This window comes from Arthrobacter koreensis, assembly GCF_035792275.1.
Taxonomy (GTDB): domain Bacteria; phylum Actinomycetota; class Actinomycetes; order Actinomycetales; family Micrococcaceae; genus Arthrobacter_B; species Arthrobacter_B koreensis_A.
Genome location: NZ_JAMWKK010000017.1, coordinates 1 through 14,639, shown reverse-complemented (window position 1 = coordinate 14,639; position 14,639 = coordinate 1). Strand labels below are relative to the sequence as shown.

The 14,639-nt window shown below is 67.5% G+C and carries 13 protein-coding genes, 1 pseudogene and 1 riboswitch; of the genes and pseudogenes, 5 read left to right on the top strand and 9 right to left on the bottom strand.

Annotation, left to right across the window (positions count from 1 at the left end):
- Positions 1-120 precede the first annotated feature (120 nt).
- From NGB94_RS15165 to NGB94_RS15145, 5 genes and pseudogenes are all read right to left on the bottom strand, one after another.
- Positions 121-507, bottom strand: a pseudogene (locus NGB94_RS15165) (heat shock protein transcriptional repressor HspR); the annotation flags it as partial.
- Between the two features lie 75 nt (positions 508-582).
- A complete protein-coding gene (locus tag NGB94_RS15160; protein WP_325791526.1) occupies positions 583-1,575 on the bottom strand; it encodes a DnaJ C-terminal domain-containing protein in 993 nt (330 codons plus the stop codon).
- 98 nt (positions 1,576-1,673) lie between these two features.
- A complete protein-coding gene (locus NGB94_RS15155) occupies positions 1,674-2,291 on the bottom strand; it encodes a nucleotide exchange factor GrpE (protein ID WP_325791525.1) in 618 nt (205 codons plus the stop codon).
- Between the two features lie 2 nt (positions 2,292-2,293).
- Positions 2,294-4,180, bottom strand: a complete 1,887-nt coding sequence (dnaK, locus tag NGB94_RS15150) for a molecular chaperone DnaK (protein WP_325791524.1) — start codon at positions 4,178-4,180, stop codon at positions 2,294-2,296.
- 192 nt (positions 4,181-4,372) lie between these two features.
- The gene (locus tag NGB94_RS15145) at positions 4,373-4,819 is read right to left on the bottom strand and encodes a flavodoxin family protein (RefSeq protein ID WP_325791523.1); all 447 of its coding nucleotides are present in this window, start codon (positions 4,817-4,819) and stop codon (positions 4,373-4,375) included.
- Between the two features lie 182 nt (positions 4,820-5,001).
- Between NGB94_RS15145 and NGB94_RS15140 the strand changes: the two genes are divergently transcribed.
- The 3 genes from NGB94_RS15140 to NGB94_RS15130 are packed head-to-tail and all read left to right on the top strand — an operon-like array spanning position 5,002 to position 8,499.
- Positions 5,002-5,805, top strand: a complete 804-nt coding sequence (locus tag NGB94_RS15140; protein WP_325791522.1) for a methyltransferase domain-containing protein — start codon at positions 5,002-5,004, stop codon at positions 5,803-5,805.
- A gap of 52 nt (positions 5,806-5,857) precedes the next feature.
- Positions 5,858-6,367 carry a low molecular weight protein-tyrosine-phosphatase gene (locus tag NGB94_RS15135; RefSeq protein WP_325791521.1) on the top strand — a complete coding sequence of 170 codons (510 nt, stop codon included), beginning with the start codon at positions 5,858-5,860 and terminating at the stop codon, positions 6,365-6,367.
- A complete protein-coding gene (locus tag NGB94_RS15130; protein ID WP_325791520.1) occupies positions 6,364-8,499 on the top strand; it encodes a chorismate-binding protein in 2,136 nt (711 codons plus the stop codon). The genes NGB94_RS15135 and NGB94_RS15130 overlap by 4 nt, the downstream gene beginning before the upstream one ends.
- A gap of 4 nt (positions 8,500-8,503) precedes the next feature.
- Here NGB94_RS15130 and cls read toward each other — a convergent pair whose 3' ends face one another.
- The gene (cls, locus tag NGB94_RS15125) at positions 8,504-9,970 is read right to left on the bottom strand and encodes a cardiolipin synthase (RefSeq protein WP_418910665.1); all 1,467 of its coding nucleotides are present in this window, start codon (positions 9,968-9,970) and stop codon (positions 8,504-8,506) included.
- 81 nt (positions 9,971-10,051) lie between these two features.
- Here cls and NGB94_RS15120 point away from each other — a divergent pair, with 81 nt between their 5' ends.
- Complete coding sequence (locus tag NGB94_RS15120) at positions 10,052-10,927, top strand: aminodeoxychorismate lyase (RefSeq protein WP_325791519.1); 876 nt, start codon at positions 10,052-10,054, stop codon at positions 10,925-10,927.
- 67 nt (positions 10,928-10,994) lie between these two features.
- Here NGB94_RS15120 and NGB94_RS15115 read toward each other — a convergent pair whose 3' ends face one another.
- From NGB94_RS15115 to NGB94_RS15105, 3 genes are read right to left on the bottom strand one after another with little or no spacing between them, the layout of a single operon-like run.
- On the bottom strand, positions 10,995-11,813 hold the full coding sequence (locus NGB94_RS15115) for an energy-coupling factor transporter transmembrane component T (protein ID WP_325791518.1): 819 nt from the start codon (positions 11,811-11,813) through the stop codon (positions 10,995-10,997).
- Positions 11,810-13,318 (bottom strand): ABC transporter ATP-binding protein, encoded by a 1,509-nt coding sequence (locus NGB94_RS15110; RefSeq protein WP_325791517.1) that lies wholly within the window; start codon positions 13,316-13,318, stop codon positions 11,810-11,812. The genes NGB94_RS15115 and NGB94_RS15110 overlap by 4 nt, the downstream gene beginning before the upstream one ends.
- Positions 13,319-13,321: 3 nt before the next feature.
- Positions 13,322-13,921, bottom strand: coding sequence for an ECF transporter S component (locus NGB94_RS15105; RefSeq protein WP_325791515.1), 600 nt, complete (start codon positions 13,919-13,921; stop codon positions 13,322-13,324).
- A gap of 52 nt (positions 13,922-13,973) precedes the next feature.
- Positions 13,974-14,115, bottom strand: a riboswitch (TPP riboswitch).
- Between the two features lie 93 nt (positions 14,116-14,208).
- Here NGB94_RS15105 and NGB94_RS15100 point away from each other — a divergent pair.
- Positions 14,209-14,472, top strand: coding sequence for a DUF4235 domain-containing protein (locus NGB94_RS15100; RefSeq protein WP_325791514.1), 264 nt, complete (start codon positions 14,209-14,211; stop codon positions 14,470-14,472).
- Positions 14,473-14,639 lie beyond the last annotated feature (167 nt).

The following is a 14,639-nucleotide window of genomic DNA, read 5'->3' as shown; positions in this document are numbered from 1 at the left end:
GAAGTCCCCGCGGTCGGCGGTGTAACCCAGTTCGGTTTCCACCGCGGCACCCTTGCCCGCCGGCAGCGCCATGACCCGGCGGCTGCGGGCCACCAGGGCCGCGAGCCCGGTCCGTGCCGGCGCCTTGGACGCAGGCGGCCGCTGCCCCCGGGAGAGGGTGACAACGTCTCCGGCAAGTCCGGCTGCGAAGACCCGTCCCATGTCTGAACTGCGCTGCTGGACCTGGTCCAGTTCCGCAGAGAGCTGGTCAACCCGCTGGCGCAGTCCGTTCACCTGCTGCTGAAGGTGCATGATCCGCTTGATGCCTTCCAGCGAGACACCTTCCTGGGACAGGCGCTGGACCTCCCGCAGCATCTCGATATCCCGCTGCGAGTACCGGCGGGACCGGCCCGGCGCCCGGCTGGGGCTGACAATGCCCAGCCGGTCGTACTGGCGGAGCGTCTGCGGGTGCATGTCCGCCAGTTCCGCGGCAACCGAGATCACGAAGATCGGCGCATTGACGTCTATGCCCACTGCCCTCTCCTTCGTTTCCCTGGTGTTCCCGTTATATTAGCCGCGCGCCTGGCGTACACGGCCGACGCGCTAGAGGCGCGCCTTGGCCGCGAGCCCTGCGCGCGGGTCCTCGCCCCTGGTCGCGTCCGCGAAGGCTTCAACGGCCGCCTTGGCATCCTTGTTCAGGTGCGAGGGAACCGCGACGTCGACCGTCACCAGCAGGTCGCCGTTGCCCTTCGACGTGTGGACCCCCCGGCCCTTGACCCGCAGCGTGCGTCCGGACGGCGTGCCGGCCGGAACCTTGAGCTTGACCTTGTCCGCGGTCAGCGTGGGCACCTCGATCGTGGCGCCGAGGGCCGCTTCCGGGAACGTGATGGGAACGTGGATGCGGATGTTGTTCCCGTCCCGGACAAAGAAATCGTGCGGGGTGACGTGCACGGTGACCATCAGGTCTCCGTTGCCGGCGGCGCCGGGCATGCCCTTTCCGCGCACCCGGATCCGCTGCCCGTCCTTGACCCCTGCGGGGACGCGGACTTCGACCACCTCACCGCTGGGTTCACGCAGTCCAATGACAGTGCCGTTGATGGAACCGGCGAAGGAGATGGTGGTGCTCGCCGTGCGGTCCGCACCCTTCTGGGGCGGCGCCGAGCCGAAGCCTCCGCCGCCAAAACCGCCGCCGCCAAACAGGTCGGCAAACTCCGGCGGGATGTTGCTGCCGCCGGTGCTGTACGTGGTGCGGCGTGAGCGTCCGGAGGACTGGTTGAACAGTCCGCCGAAGATGTCCTCGAAACCGGCGCCGGCGCCGCCTGCGGGACCGCCTCCGCCGCCCGCGGAGAACCGGGCACCGCTGCCCATGGCCCGAATGGCGTCGTACTGCTGGCGTTCCTCGGCATCGGAGAGAACCGAATAGGCCTCGGAGACGTCCTTGAACATCTTCTCCGCAGACGGATCATTCTGGTTCTGGTCCGGGTGGTATTTGCGGGCGAGCTTCCGGTACGACTTCTTGATGTCGGCGTCGGAAGCGTCCTTGGGAACACCCAGAATCTTGTAGAAATCCTTGTCGACCCAATCCTGGCTAGCCAATTGGTGTCCCCTTCCTGTGTCTTGCATAAACAACGCTTAGGCCTGCTCCGGTGCGGAGCTGCCAGGGACCGCCTCGCGGCGGCCCCTGGCGCAAAGTGCTACTGCTCCGGAACGGAGACGATCACCTGTGCCGCACGCAGCACCCTGTCATTCGCCTTGTAGCCGGTGCGCAGGATCTGCGTAACGGTGTCGAAGGTGACGTCCGGGCTCTGCTGCTGGATCAGTGCTTCGTGGACGTTCGGGTCGAACTCCACTCCGGTCTCGTCGATCCGGCTCAGGCCGTAGCCCTTGAGCGTGTTTTCCAGCTTGACGGAGATCGAGGCGAACGGCCCCTCCGCCAGGTCGCCGTGCTGGCGGGCGGCCTCGATGTCATCCAGGACCGGCAGCAGGGAATTAAGCATTCCCACTACTGCCATTTCCCGGGCGACGTCGCGGTCCCGCTCCACGCGGCGGCGGTAGTTCACGTACTCGGCCTGCAGCCGAAGCAGGTCGTTGCGCAGTTCCGCGGCTTCCGGGGAACCCGCAGCCGCGGGTGCCTCGGCACCGGCGCTGTTCAGGATTTCCTCCGCCTGGGACAGGGCATCGCCCTCTGCGCTGCCCTCCGCGGCGGGCTGAGCGCCCGCCTCGGAGGATCCTGCCTGCTGTGACTGGGGTTCCAGGTTTTCCTCCGGCTCGTTGCCCGGGGTCTGGTTTCCGTTTGCGTCCTCAGCAGCCATGGCTACTTCTTTTCTTCGTCGTCGACGACTTCGGCATCCACGATGTCTTCATCGCCTGCAGCCGAACCGCCTGCACCTTCGCCGGCTGCGGATCCACCCTCAGCACCGGCGCCTGCACCCGTGTCGCCGGCTGCCTGTGCCTGCGAGTAGATGGCTTCGCCGAGCTTGGTCTGGGAGGCCTGCAGCTTCTCGAACGCGGTCTTCACCTCGTCGTCGTTGTCGGTGCCCTCCAGCGCCTTCTTCAGCGCGTCGACGTCGCCCTTGACCTCGGACTTGACGTCCTCGGGCAGCTTGTCATCGTTGTCGGTGAGGAGCTTGTCCACCGAGTAGGCCAGCTGCTCGGCGGAGTTGCGGACATCGGCGGCCTCGCGGCGCTTCTTGTCTTCGGCAGCGTGCTCTTCAGCTTCGCGGACCATGCGGTCGATGTCTTCCTTGGAGAGGGAGGAACCGCCGGTGATGGTCATGGACTGCTCAGCACCGGTGCCCTTGTCCTTTGCGGAGACGTGGACAATGCCGTTGGCGTCGATGTCGAAGGTGACCTCGACCTGCGGCACGCCGCGCGGAGCCGGCGCGATGCCGGTCAGCTCGAAGGTGCCCAGCGGCTTGTTGTCCCGGGTGAACTCGCGTTCGCCCTGGAAGACCTGGATGGCCACCGAGGGCTGGTTGTCATCAGCCGTGGTGAAGGTTTCGCTGCGCTTGGTCGGGATGGCCGTGTTGCGCTCGATCAGCTTGGTCATCACGCCGCCCTTGGTCTCAATGCCCAGGGAAAGCGGGGTGACGTCGATCAGCAGCACGTCCTTGCGCTCGCCCTTCAGGACACCGGCCTGCAGTGCTGCGCCAACGGCCACAACCTCGTCCGGGTTCACGCCCTTGTTCGGTTCCTGGCCGCCGGCCAGTTCCTTGACCAGCTCGGAGACAGCCGGCATACGGGTGGAGCCGCCAACCAGGATGATGTGGTCGATGTCCGAGACCTTGATGCCGGCTTCGGAGATGACGTCGTGGAACGGCTTCTTGGTGCGGTCCAGCAGGTCCTTGGTCAGGTCCTGGAACTTGGCCCGGGAAAGGTGCTCGTCCAGGTGGACGGGACCTTCGGGGGTCACCGAGAGGTACTGCAGGGAGATGTTGGTGGAGGTGGCCGAGGACAGTTCCTTCTTGGCCTGCTCCGCAGCTTCCTTCAGGCGCTGCAGGGCAATCTTGTCCTTGGACAGGTCCGCACCCTTGGCCTTGGCCTGGCCCAGCAGGTAATCAACGATGCGCTGGTCCCAGTCGTCGCCGCCGAGGCGGTTGTCGCCGGCGGTCGCGCGGACCTGGATGGTGGAGAAGTCGTCCTCGTCCTTGCCGACTTCCAGCAGGGACACGTCGAAGGTGCCGCCGCCGAGGTCGAAGACCAGGATGAGCTCGTCTTCCTTGCCCTTGTCCAGGCCATAGGCCAGGGCTGCGGCGGTGGGCTCGTTGACGATGCGCAGGACGTTGAGGCCGGCAATCTCGCCGGCTTCCTTGGTGGCCTGGCGCTCGGCGTCGTTGAAGTAGGCCGGGACGGTCACGACGGCGTCGGTAACCTTCTCGCCCAGGTATGCCTCGGCGTCGGCCTTCAGCTTCTGCAGGATGCGGGCGGAGATTTCCTGGGCGGTGTACTTCTTGCCGTCAATGTCCACGCTCCAGTCGGTGCCCATGTGGCGCTTGACCGAGGAAATGGTGCGGTCGATGTTGTTAACGGCCTGGCGCTTGGCGATCTCGCCTACCAGGACCTCACCGGACTTTGCGAAAGCAACAACCGAGGGGGTGGTCCGGCCGCCTTCGGCGTTGGCGATGACTGTGGGCTCGCCGCCTTCCAGGACGGAGACAACGGAGTTGGTGGTTCCGAGGTCGATACCTACTGCACGTGACATATTTGCTTCCTCTTTCCTTGGAAATCGATGGCCGCTGCTGAAGGTGCCCCGCCGGCAACCCGGCCGGAGCGCCCGCTGCGCCACCCGTAGCGCATATTGAGCGTTCTGCACTCAACTTTACTCAGGGGACGCAGTTTGTCAACAAACTTGAGTGCGGTTGGCTCAACTCTGAAGCGATCCCCGTTTCCGGCTTTACAGCCCTACCGCGTGGAGCAGGGACCTGCCCCAGAACGCCGCCTTCTCCACCTCCCCTGCCACGAGCGGACCCTCTGTTCCCTTCACGAAAAACGGCTGCGGAGCAGAGATGATCTCCGCCCCGCGGCGCCTGAGTTCCTCGGACAGCTTCCCGGCTGCATCACCGTGAACAAACAGGCGGACCCGGGTGTCGAAGGCAGCCGCTTTGACTCCCTCGAGCTGGTCCGGCCCCAATGCCTCGACCGCTGCGGAAATGATGGGGGTCGGCCGCCAGCCGTTGATCGGGCTGCCCACCACAAGCAGGTCTCCCGCCCTTAGCTCCCCGGGGCGGAAAGCAGGAACCTGGATGGCTTCAGCGGCCACGTCCTCCAGGGAGCCGTCGATTGCTTCGGCTATGCGGCGTGTATTGCCGTAGGCAGAGTCGTAGAGGACAACAGCCTTCATTCACCGTTTCCTTTCCCGCATGCCTCCCCGTTCAATCAAGGCACCGGGCGGCAAGGCGCACAAGGGGTTCCCGGAATCCCGGTGGCCGCACGGGCACAGCCGGCAGCCTGGATGTGACACACCATGACCTGCGGGGCGCGCAGCGGCAGATTTTCCGGGCCGGGTCCGCGTATCGTCCTGCTATGCCCCAGGACACGTATTCGCATGGACACCACCGCAGCGTAGTCAGCGCGCATGCCGCCCGCAGCGCCGCGGATTCCGCCGCCTACCTCCTCCCGCATCTGCAGCCCGGGCTGCGCGTTCTCGACGTCGGCTGCGGCCCCGGCAGCATCACCGTGGATCTCGCCTCGCTCGCGGCGCCCGGCATGGTCACCGGCCTGGACCGTTCCGAGGATGTTCTTGCGCAGGCCCGCGCCCTGGCTGCGGAGCGCGGCACGGAGAACGTCGAGTTCCAGCCGGGAAACGTCTACGACCTCGAGTTTCCGGACGACACGTTCGACGTCGTCCACGCCCATCAGGTGCTTCAGCACCTGACGGATCCGGTGGCGGCCCTTCACGAGATGCGCCGGGTCACCCGGCCCGGCGGCCTGGTGGCAGTGCGCGACGCCGACTTCCGGGCCATGAGCTGGTATCCGGAGGTGCCGGAACTGGACGAATGGATGCAGACCTACCAGCAGATCGCCCGCGGCAACCGGGCCGAGCCCAATGCCGGGCGCAGGCTGATCGCCTGGGCGCTGGAGGCCGGGTTCACCGACCTGGAACCGTCGTCGTCAAACTGGCTGTACGCCACGGCAGAGCGGCGCAGCTGGCATGCCGGAACCTGGGCTGAGCGGGTGCTCCATTCGGCGTACGCCGAACAGGCGCTCGAACGCGGCCTGGCATCCCCGGAAGACCTCGCCCGGATCGCGAATGGCTGGAGGCGCTGGGCCGACGCTCCCGACGGGTGGTTCCTGATGCCGAACGGAGAGCTGCTGGCCCGGGCCTAACGGGCAGCGGCCGGCGGAAGTTCAGGCAGCCGGTGCTGGGTAGGCTGGAACGATGTACCGAATCATCACGGTGTGCACCGGGAACATCTGCCGCTCCCCCATGGCCCAGTTCAGCATAGAGCGCGCCCTGTCCGAAGCCGGGCTGCAGGCGCAGACCGATGTGGACTCCGCCGGGGTTACCGGCTGGGAAGCCGGACGTCCCATGGACCCGCGCACGGCCGCAGAGCTGCTCAAGCACCACTACCCGGAGCCTGCCGTCGGCCGTTTCCGGGCCCGCGCCTTCGAAGCGGACTGGTACAGCTCCCGGGACCTGATCCTGGCCCTGGACTACGGGCACCTGACCCATATGCAGGCCGAAGCTCCGGCCGAAGCCCGGGACAAGATCCGGATGCTGCGCAGCTTCGATCCGGCCGCCGCCCGGCTCCCGGCCGGCGAACAGGGAATCGAGGACCCCTGGTACGGGGATATGTCCGACTTCGACTCTTCCTACGCCCTGATCCAGGCCGCCGTCCCGGGCGTGGTGGACCACGTCCGCGCCGCCCTGGCGGACCGCGGCCGATGACTTCCGCCGCCGCGCGGCCGCTGCTGATCGCCGTCGACGGGTTCTCCGGTGCCGGAAAAACCAGCCTCGCGCTGGAGCTGGCTGCCGCACTTCGCCCCCACCGCTCCGTTGCGGTGTTCCACCTCGAGGACGTGTACCCCGGATGGGACGGGCTGCAGGAGGGGATGGACTACTACCGCCGCGAGGTCCTGGTTCCCCTGGCATCCGGGCAGCCTGCCCGCTGGCAGGCATGGGACTGGACAGCCGGGCAGTACGGCCGGCGGCAGGAGACCGGCCACGCGGACATCGTGATTTTTGAGGGCGTTGGTGCCGGACACCGGGCGGCCCGCAGCCTGCTCGACGCCGTGGTGTGGGTAGAGGCCCCCGAGGCGCTCCGCAAGGAACGTGCACTGGCACGCGACGGTGAAACCTATGCGCCGCACTGGGACCGGTGGGCGGCACAGGAGGCTGCCTGGGCTGCCGCAGACCGGGTGCCCGGTGAAGCTGATGTCCTGCTCACGAGCGGCGCCGCAGCTTTCCCGCTCCACAGGTACGTGCTGCGCGCACTGCAGTCGCTGCCCCTTCCCGCCCCCGGGCTGGGCCTGCCCCGGCCCGCGCTTCGGGTCTCCGTCCAGACAGTGGCGGGTACACCTGATCCACAGGCCCTGTTCAGCGCCCTGTTCGGCGGCAGCGCCAGCGCGGTGTGGCTGGACAGTTCCGACGCCGGTTCCGCCGGGGCCGGCGGCAGCCCGCCCGAACGCAGCAGGTTCAGCATCATGGCCGACGACGGCGGGCCGCTGGGCCGAAACGCCCTGCACGCTTCCGGGAATACCCGCGTGACCTGGGGGCCGGTGCAGGCAACCATCCCCGGGCCGTTTTTCCGCTGGCTCGATTCCGAGTGGAGCATGCCGCCCGTGCCGGTTCCGGCGGGCTATCCCTGCCCGTTTGCCCTCGGCTGGGCGGGGGCGCTTGGTTACGGGCTCAAACGGGAAACCGGGGCCGCTCCACGTCCGGAGCCCGGGGCCGGACCGCTTCCTGCGGCAGATGCTGCCCTGATATTCGCAGCCCGCGCCGTGGTGCTGGACCATGCCCTGGGGCAGGTCCATCTGCTGCTCCTGCACGATCCGGATCTGGAAGAACCGGCCCCGGCCCCGGTTCCGGGAACCAGGCCGGCAGGCAATCCCGGCGCCGGCACAGCCGACGCTCGCTGGCTGGAACAGGCCCTGCACGCCGTCGGCGCTGCCGCCCGGGACCAGTCCGGCGGGCAGGCTCCCCGCTGGCCGGCGCCGGCTTTTGCTTTCCGGGACAGCCGTGCGGAGTATCTGGCCAAGGTCCGCCTCGCCCAGGCTCAGATCAGGGAGGGAAACAGCTACGAGATCTGCCTGACCACGGCCCTGGAGGCCAGGCTGCCGGATGCCGTGGCGCCCCAGGACGTCCTGGCTCTTTACGGCACCCTGCGGCGCCGCAGCCCTGCTCCCTTTGCTTCGTTCTTCCAGATGGACGGCCTGGCACTGCTGGGCACCTCTCCCGAGCGTTTCCTGCGGATCACCGCAGACGGCGCAGTGCGTGCCGAGCCGATCAAGGGCACACGCCCGCGCGGTGCGGGACCGGCAGAGGATGCAGCGCTGCGGAAGGACCTGCTGGAGAGCGCCAAGGACCGCGCCGAGAACATCATGATCGTGGACCTGATGCGCAATGACCTCTCCCGGCTGGCGGTTCCGGGCACGGTGACGGTCCCCCGGCTGTGCGTGGTTGAAAGCTACGCCACGGTGCACCAGCTGGTCAGCACCATCGACGCACAGCTGGCTCCAGGGGCCAGCCGGGCGGAAGCCGTGGCCGCTGCATTTCCCGCCGGGTCCATGACCGGTGCTCCCAAGGTGAGCACCATGGCCATTCTCGAGGACCTTGAAGCTGCGCCGCGCGGTTTCTATTCCGGGGCGCTGGGGTACTTTTCGCTGACCGGCGCGGCCGACCTCTCCGTGGTGATCCGCACCCTGGTGATGCGGGCGGAGGAAGACGGCGGCACTTCGCTCAGCCTCGGCGTCGGCGGGGCCGTGACCTCCGGGTCCGACCCGGAAGCGGAGTGGGAAGAGGTCCGCACCAAGTCCCGGGGCGTGCTTGGCGCCCTGGGGTCGGAGGTTCCAGCCGGCTAGGACCCTACTGCAGGGTGGCCGTCAGGCGGGCAACGTTGTCCACGTAGCGCTGCCAGACGGGCCGGTTGCGCCACTCGTCGAGAATCAGTTCCTTCGACAGGCTGCGGTAGGTGTCCTCGATCTGGCGCATCTTTTCAACGATGTCGCCGCCGAACATCATCATGGAGACTTCCAGGTTCAGCGAGAAGGACCGCATGTCCATGTTCGAAGAGCCCAGGACGGCAACCTCGTTGTCCACGGTGAAGTGCTTGGCGTGCAGCACGAGCGGGGCCGGGTACAGCCAGATCCGGATGCCGGCCTCCAGCAGTGCCTCGTAGTAGGAACGCTGGGCGTGGTCCACCAGGAACTGGTCGCCGCGTTCGGAGACGAACAGTTCCACCTGGACGCCGCGCTGCGCCGCCGTCGTAATGGCGTAGAGCAGGGAGTCATCCGGCACGAAGTACGGGCTGGTGATCGAGATCCGTTCGGAGGCCGAATAAAGCAGGGAGGTGAACAGCCGCAGGTTGTTCTCCGTGGTGAAACCCGGACCGGAGGGGACTACCTGGCAGGTGATGTCGCCGGGCTTGGACGTCCCCTCATACAGGCTGAGCTCCTGTTCGAGGTTCTCGTCCGTTTCCATGTTCCAGTCGGTGGCGAACACAACGTTGATTTCATCGACCACCGGCCCCTCGAGGCGGCTCATGAGTTCGACCCATTTGCGGCCGATCCTGTGGTTGCCGGGTTTGCGGTAGCCGGGCTCTACGAGGTTCTGCGAGCCGGTGAAGCCCAGCACTCCGTCCACCACCAGGATCTTGCGGTGGTTGCGCAGGTCCGGGCGGCGCCAGTGGCCGCGCAGCGGCTGGATGGGCAGCATGGGGTGCCACTGGATCCTGCTGGCCTTCAGCTGCTTGAGCAGCTGCCGGTATCCCTTCACCCGCAGGGTGCCGATGTGGTCGAACAGCAGGCGCACGGTCACGCCGCGCTCCGCCGCATCCCGCAGGGCCGTGAAGAATTCCCGGGTGACGGCGTCGTAGCTCATGATGTAGAACTCGACGTGCACGTACTTGGTGGCGCCGCGGACCGCCTCGGTCATCTGGCGGATGGATTCCTCGTAGTCCCGCTGCAGTTCAACCTTGTTGCCGTCCAGGCTGGGCAGTGAACCGAGCCGCCGGTTGAGTTCAACGGCGGAGAGCACCCATTCGGGCCCAGAATAGGAGGAGGACTCGGCTTCAAGCTCGCGGGTGTTTTCACGGACGCGGCGGTTGATCATCGTCTGGCGTTCAACGCGCTGCTCGGAGAGCCGGTGGTTGCCAAACAAAGCGAACAGGATGATTCCGGGGACCGGAAGGAAGAAGATGGCCAGCAGCCAGGCCATGGCTGTGGTGGGACGGCGGTTTCCGGGCACCACACCGAGGGCAATGATCCGAATCGCGAAATCAAGGATCGTCAGGCTCGTCGCCAGCCAGTTTGGAGCAGTAACCGTCCACCACACGTGCGCTTATCCCTCCGACCACCCAACCGTCCCTTCAGCCTAGCGCCCGGAACGGCACACCGCGGCCACTAGGCTTGCTCTATGACTGTTTTGGTTTTCCTGGATCCTGCTTATCCCGCCGGCCGCACCGTGGATGCGTCCAAGCCGCAGCTGATGGCAACGGACCTCGGCGCCACCCGCGGTGACGGCGTCTTCGAGTCGATGCTCGCCGTAGACGGGCGTCCCCGGAAGCTTGCCATGCACCTTGAGCGGATGGCGTCCTCGGCCGCAGCACTGCAGCTGGACTTTCCGTCCCCGCAGGCCTGGGAACCGGCCATCACGACGGCGCTGGCTGAGTTCGCGCGGGTGCACGGCGACGTGCCGGCGGTGGTGAAGCTCATGCTGACCCGCGGACCCGAGGGCGCCGGAAGCCCGACGGCCTGGGTTGCGGCGTCCCCCGTCCCGGAGTCCAGCGCCCTGCAGCGCGAGGAAGGCCTGGCCGTGCTGCTGCTGGACCGCGGCTATGACTCCTCCGTGGCGGAGCGTGCACCCTGGCTCCTGCTCGGTTCCAAGACCCTCTCCTACGCCGTGAACATGGCCGCGCTCCGGTTCGCCAAACAGCACGGCGCGGACGACGTCATCTTTACGTCCTCCGACGGCAAGGTCCTGGAAGGCCCAACCTCCACGGTTGTGCTGGCAGTGGTCGAGGACGGTGTGAAGACGCTGCTCACCCCGGAGCTTGAGAGCGGCATCCTCCCCGGAACCACGCAGAGCGCATTGTTCGCCGCGGCTGAAAAGGCAGGCTGGCAGCTTGGCTACGGCCCGCTGGAGCCTTCGCACCTGATGCAGGCCGACGGCGTGTGGCTGATTTCCAGCATCCGCCTGCTGGCACCGGTGAAGTCGATCGACGGCACTCCGGTGCCGGTCTCCCGCGAGCTCACCGACGAGCTGGCAGCGCTGGTGGAAACCGTCCTGTAGCGCGGCGGCACGAAGCGCAGTATGGGCGCAGCCGGGGATGGCTGCGCCCGTACTGCGGTGCCGGGCCTCAGGACAGGATGAAGTTGAACGTTCCCGCCGCCGCAGCTGCCCACACTGCCGCCGCCGCCAGCCCCACGCCGTAGGCCAGGACCCACAGGTCGATCCGGCTGAACGTGGAAGTCCGGGCCCAGGTCCGCCCGCCGCTTCCAAACCCCCTGGCCTCCATGGCGACTGCCAGCCGCGTGGCGCGTCGGATCGCCTGGATCAGCAGGGCCAGGCCCTGGCCCAGGAAGTTGCGGAACCTCCCCAGCGGGGAGGCAGCGGCGTCGGCTCCGCGAGCGTGCCGTACCAGTCCCAGAGTGCGCCATTCCTCGACCAGCAGTCCCACCAGCCGCATAGCGGCCAGCGCCCCGAGGACAAAGCGCGGGGGCAGCCGCAGCCGCTGCGCCAGGGCGTCTGCCAGGTCCGTGGCATCCACAGTCACCAGCAGGAAGATGCCCGGCAGCGCGATCGCGAGTCCGCGCAGGCCTATCGCAATGCCCGCGGCCACCGAATCGGTGGTGAACAGCAGCGGCCCCGCATCCAGCAGCACTTCGCCGGTCTTCTCCGCGAGCAGGGCGGTTCCGTAAGCGCCAACGGCTGCGGCGATGAGCAGCGGCCAGATCCGCTTCACCAGCGTCCAGGAGTTGATCCGCAGCAGCGGCAGCAGCGCCAGTTCCCCGGCCAGCACCACGGTGGCACTGACCCAGTCCACCGTGAGCAGCACGGCTATGGTCACGGCGACGGCGGCGCCAAGCGTGGAGAGTGGATTCGCTGCCGCCAGCGGGGACGGACGCGGGCCGGAAACGGTCCCCCGGGCCGTGGCCCGGACAGCCTGGGCGCTCATGCTGCCTCCTCCTCCGCCCGGCTGGACTGCAGCCGTGCACTGCCGTCCCGGACGCGGAGGACCCGGCCGCCCAGGGCAGCAATGAACTCGCGGTCGTGGGTTACCGATACGACGGTGCAGCCGGAGCCTCTGCGCTGTTCGGCCAGCAGGGACACCAGTTCACGCCAGGTATTGGCGTCCTGGCCGAAGGTGGGCTCGTCCAGGAGCAGGATGTCCGGTGACGTTGCCAGCATGGTGGCAACGGAGAGCCGCCGCTTCTCCCCGCCGGAGAGGGTAAACGGGTTCACGGCCAGCAGCGCGGTCAGCCGCAGCCTGCCGGACAGTTCCTCCACGGTTTGCCGCACCTCGGCTTCGCTGCGTCCTGCGCGCCTGGGCCCGAAGGCAAGTTCTTCCCGGACCGAACCAGTGAGGAACTGGTGCTCCGGTTCCTGGAACACCGTTCCAATCCGGGTCACCAGCTGGGCGGACTTCCACTTGGACGGGGCTGTTCCTGCGTCCCGGGCCAGTGCCGGAGCCGCAGTGAGGTTTCCGCCGCGCGGACGCAGCAACCCGCCCAGGGTCAGCGCCAGCGTGGATTTCCCGGCACCGTTGGGTCCGGTGATGCCCAGGGCGTCTCCTGATTTCAGGGAAAGGTCCACTCCGGTAAGCACGGGCTGGCCTTTGGGGGTGCGGGCGACCTCGAGTGCGTCCGCAGCGAGCAGTTCGGGTGCTGACGGAGCGGTGGGCGGCGGAGAGGGAACATCCAGGGCTGCCCCGGGAAGCCAGACTCCCGCTTCCGCCAGCCGGGACCGGGTCCGCTCCGCGGTGAGCACCTCCTGGGGCGGGCCGTCGGCCAGGAGCCCGCCGCCGGCGTCGAGCACTATTACCCGGTCCACCAGCTGGGCCCATGCCGCGACGCGGTGTTCCACCACGATCAGTGTGGCGCCGGTCCGGTCCAGGACGCGTTCAACCGAGTCCCGGATCTCCAGGACACCGTCCGGGTCAAGGTTCGCGGTGGGTTCGTCGAGCAGCAGCAGGCCCGGAGCCATCGCCAGGATTGAGGCGAGGGCAAGCCGCTGTTTCTGGCCGCCGGAGAGCGCTGCCGTTGAGTGCCCCAGCGGTACCCGCAGTCCCACGTCGTCCAGGGCTGCGTGCACGCGTTCCCAGATCTGCGCGCGGGGCACCCCCAGGTTCTCCGCGCCGAAAGCCACTTCATCGCCCACCCGGGAGAGCACGATCTGCGACTCAGGGTCCTGCAGCAGCAGGCCCGCCCGACCTCGCGCGGCCTGCGGATGAGCGCCGTCGAGCCGCAGTGTTCCGCTTTCAGTACCGCCCGTGTCTTCGCCGAGCACACCGGCGAGGGCATGCAGCAGGGTGGATTTGCCTGCTCCGGACGCGCCCAGGAGGAGCACCCGCTCCCCCGGGCTGATATCGAAGGACACGCCTGCTACTGCCTGGGCTTTCCGCCCGGCGTGCCGCCATCCCCAGTCCCGGGCGCTGACCGCCACGGGGTTTGCAGCGGCCACTGGTTAAGCGTCCGCCGTGCGGCCGGAGGCAAAGGCGGAAAGCACTCCGGTCTTTGCCAGCGCACGAACCGCCAGCCAGGAAAGCAGGCCGGCCAGCACCAGTCCGGACACGCCTGCAAAGACGGTGTAGAGCACCTGCCACTGGAAGGCCCACTCCGGCATGTACAGGACCGATTCGCTTATGCCCAGGAACAGGCCTGAGCCGAGGCCGGCGAGCAGTGCCACGGGGAGGGTGAACTTCCGGTACAGGAAGAGTAGGAACACGAGTTCGGCGCCCAGCCCCTGGATGGCTCCGGAGAGCAGTACGGACAATCCGAACTGTGTTCCGAGCACGCCTGAAACTGCGGCAGCCAGGACCTCGCAGTACAGTGCGGCGCCGGGCTTGCGGATGATCAGGCCGCCCAGCACACCGGCAATGAGCCAGCCTCCGGTGTAGAGCCCGCCCAGCGGCGGGAAGGCCACGAACAGCGCCGCCACCCCGCCGTAGGCGAGGGACCAGGCCCAGAACACCACGCCGGTGGCGACGGCAAGGACGGATGCGACGACGATGTCCACTACGCGCCAGGATGATCTGACCGGAGCTGTGGATCGGGTTTCTTGCATGGAAGGTTCCTCCTGGATTCAGGAGGGGAGGGAAAACCGCCGGCGGCGGTGCACCCCTGAGATCTCGACTCCCTTCGCCGGTACTAACCGGAGCAGGTTCGAGGGTCTGCGGCTTGGTCCGCACTCTCAGCGCCCGAAAACCGGCATCCGGATATCCTCCGGAGCCGGGAAGCGGCGCTCCCCTGTCGTGTGTATGCGTGGTCCACTGTACACGCAGTGCCGGGTGGAATCCGGGTGCGGCAGGTAGCGTAGGGGGAAACATCAACGCACAACACCAAGGAGCACTCATGAACCTGATCCTGAAACTGCTGGGTACCGGTGTCAGCGTAGGCGCGGGCCTGGCTTCGGCGAAGCTCCTGGACTTCGTCTGGACCAAGGCCACCGGCAATGAACCGCCCAAGGACAAGGACGGCGCCCTCGACGCCAGCCTGCGCTCGGCAGTCATTTTCGCCCTGGTTTCCGGTGCGGTCAGCCAGGTAATCCGGGTGCTGACCAACCGGGGCACGCAGCGCGCAATCGCCCGCTACAGCCGGACTCCCGAGGTGGTCTAGGACCTGCCCCTCGAGATGACAGAAACTGCCCGTATGAGCGGGCGGGTTCTAGCGGTCGTTGCAACACCTGAGAATTTCGGGAGTTGCAACGACCGTGTCTGTTTCATCAGGAAAGCAGTCCCGTCCGCGGCATAGCGCGGAGCAGAGAGCAGCGTTCTTCGTGGTCT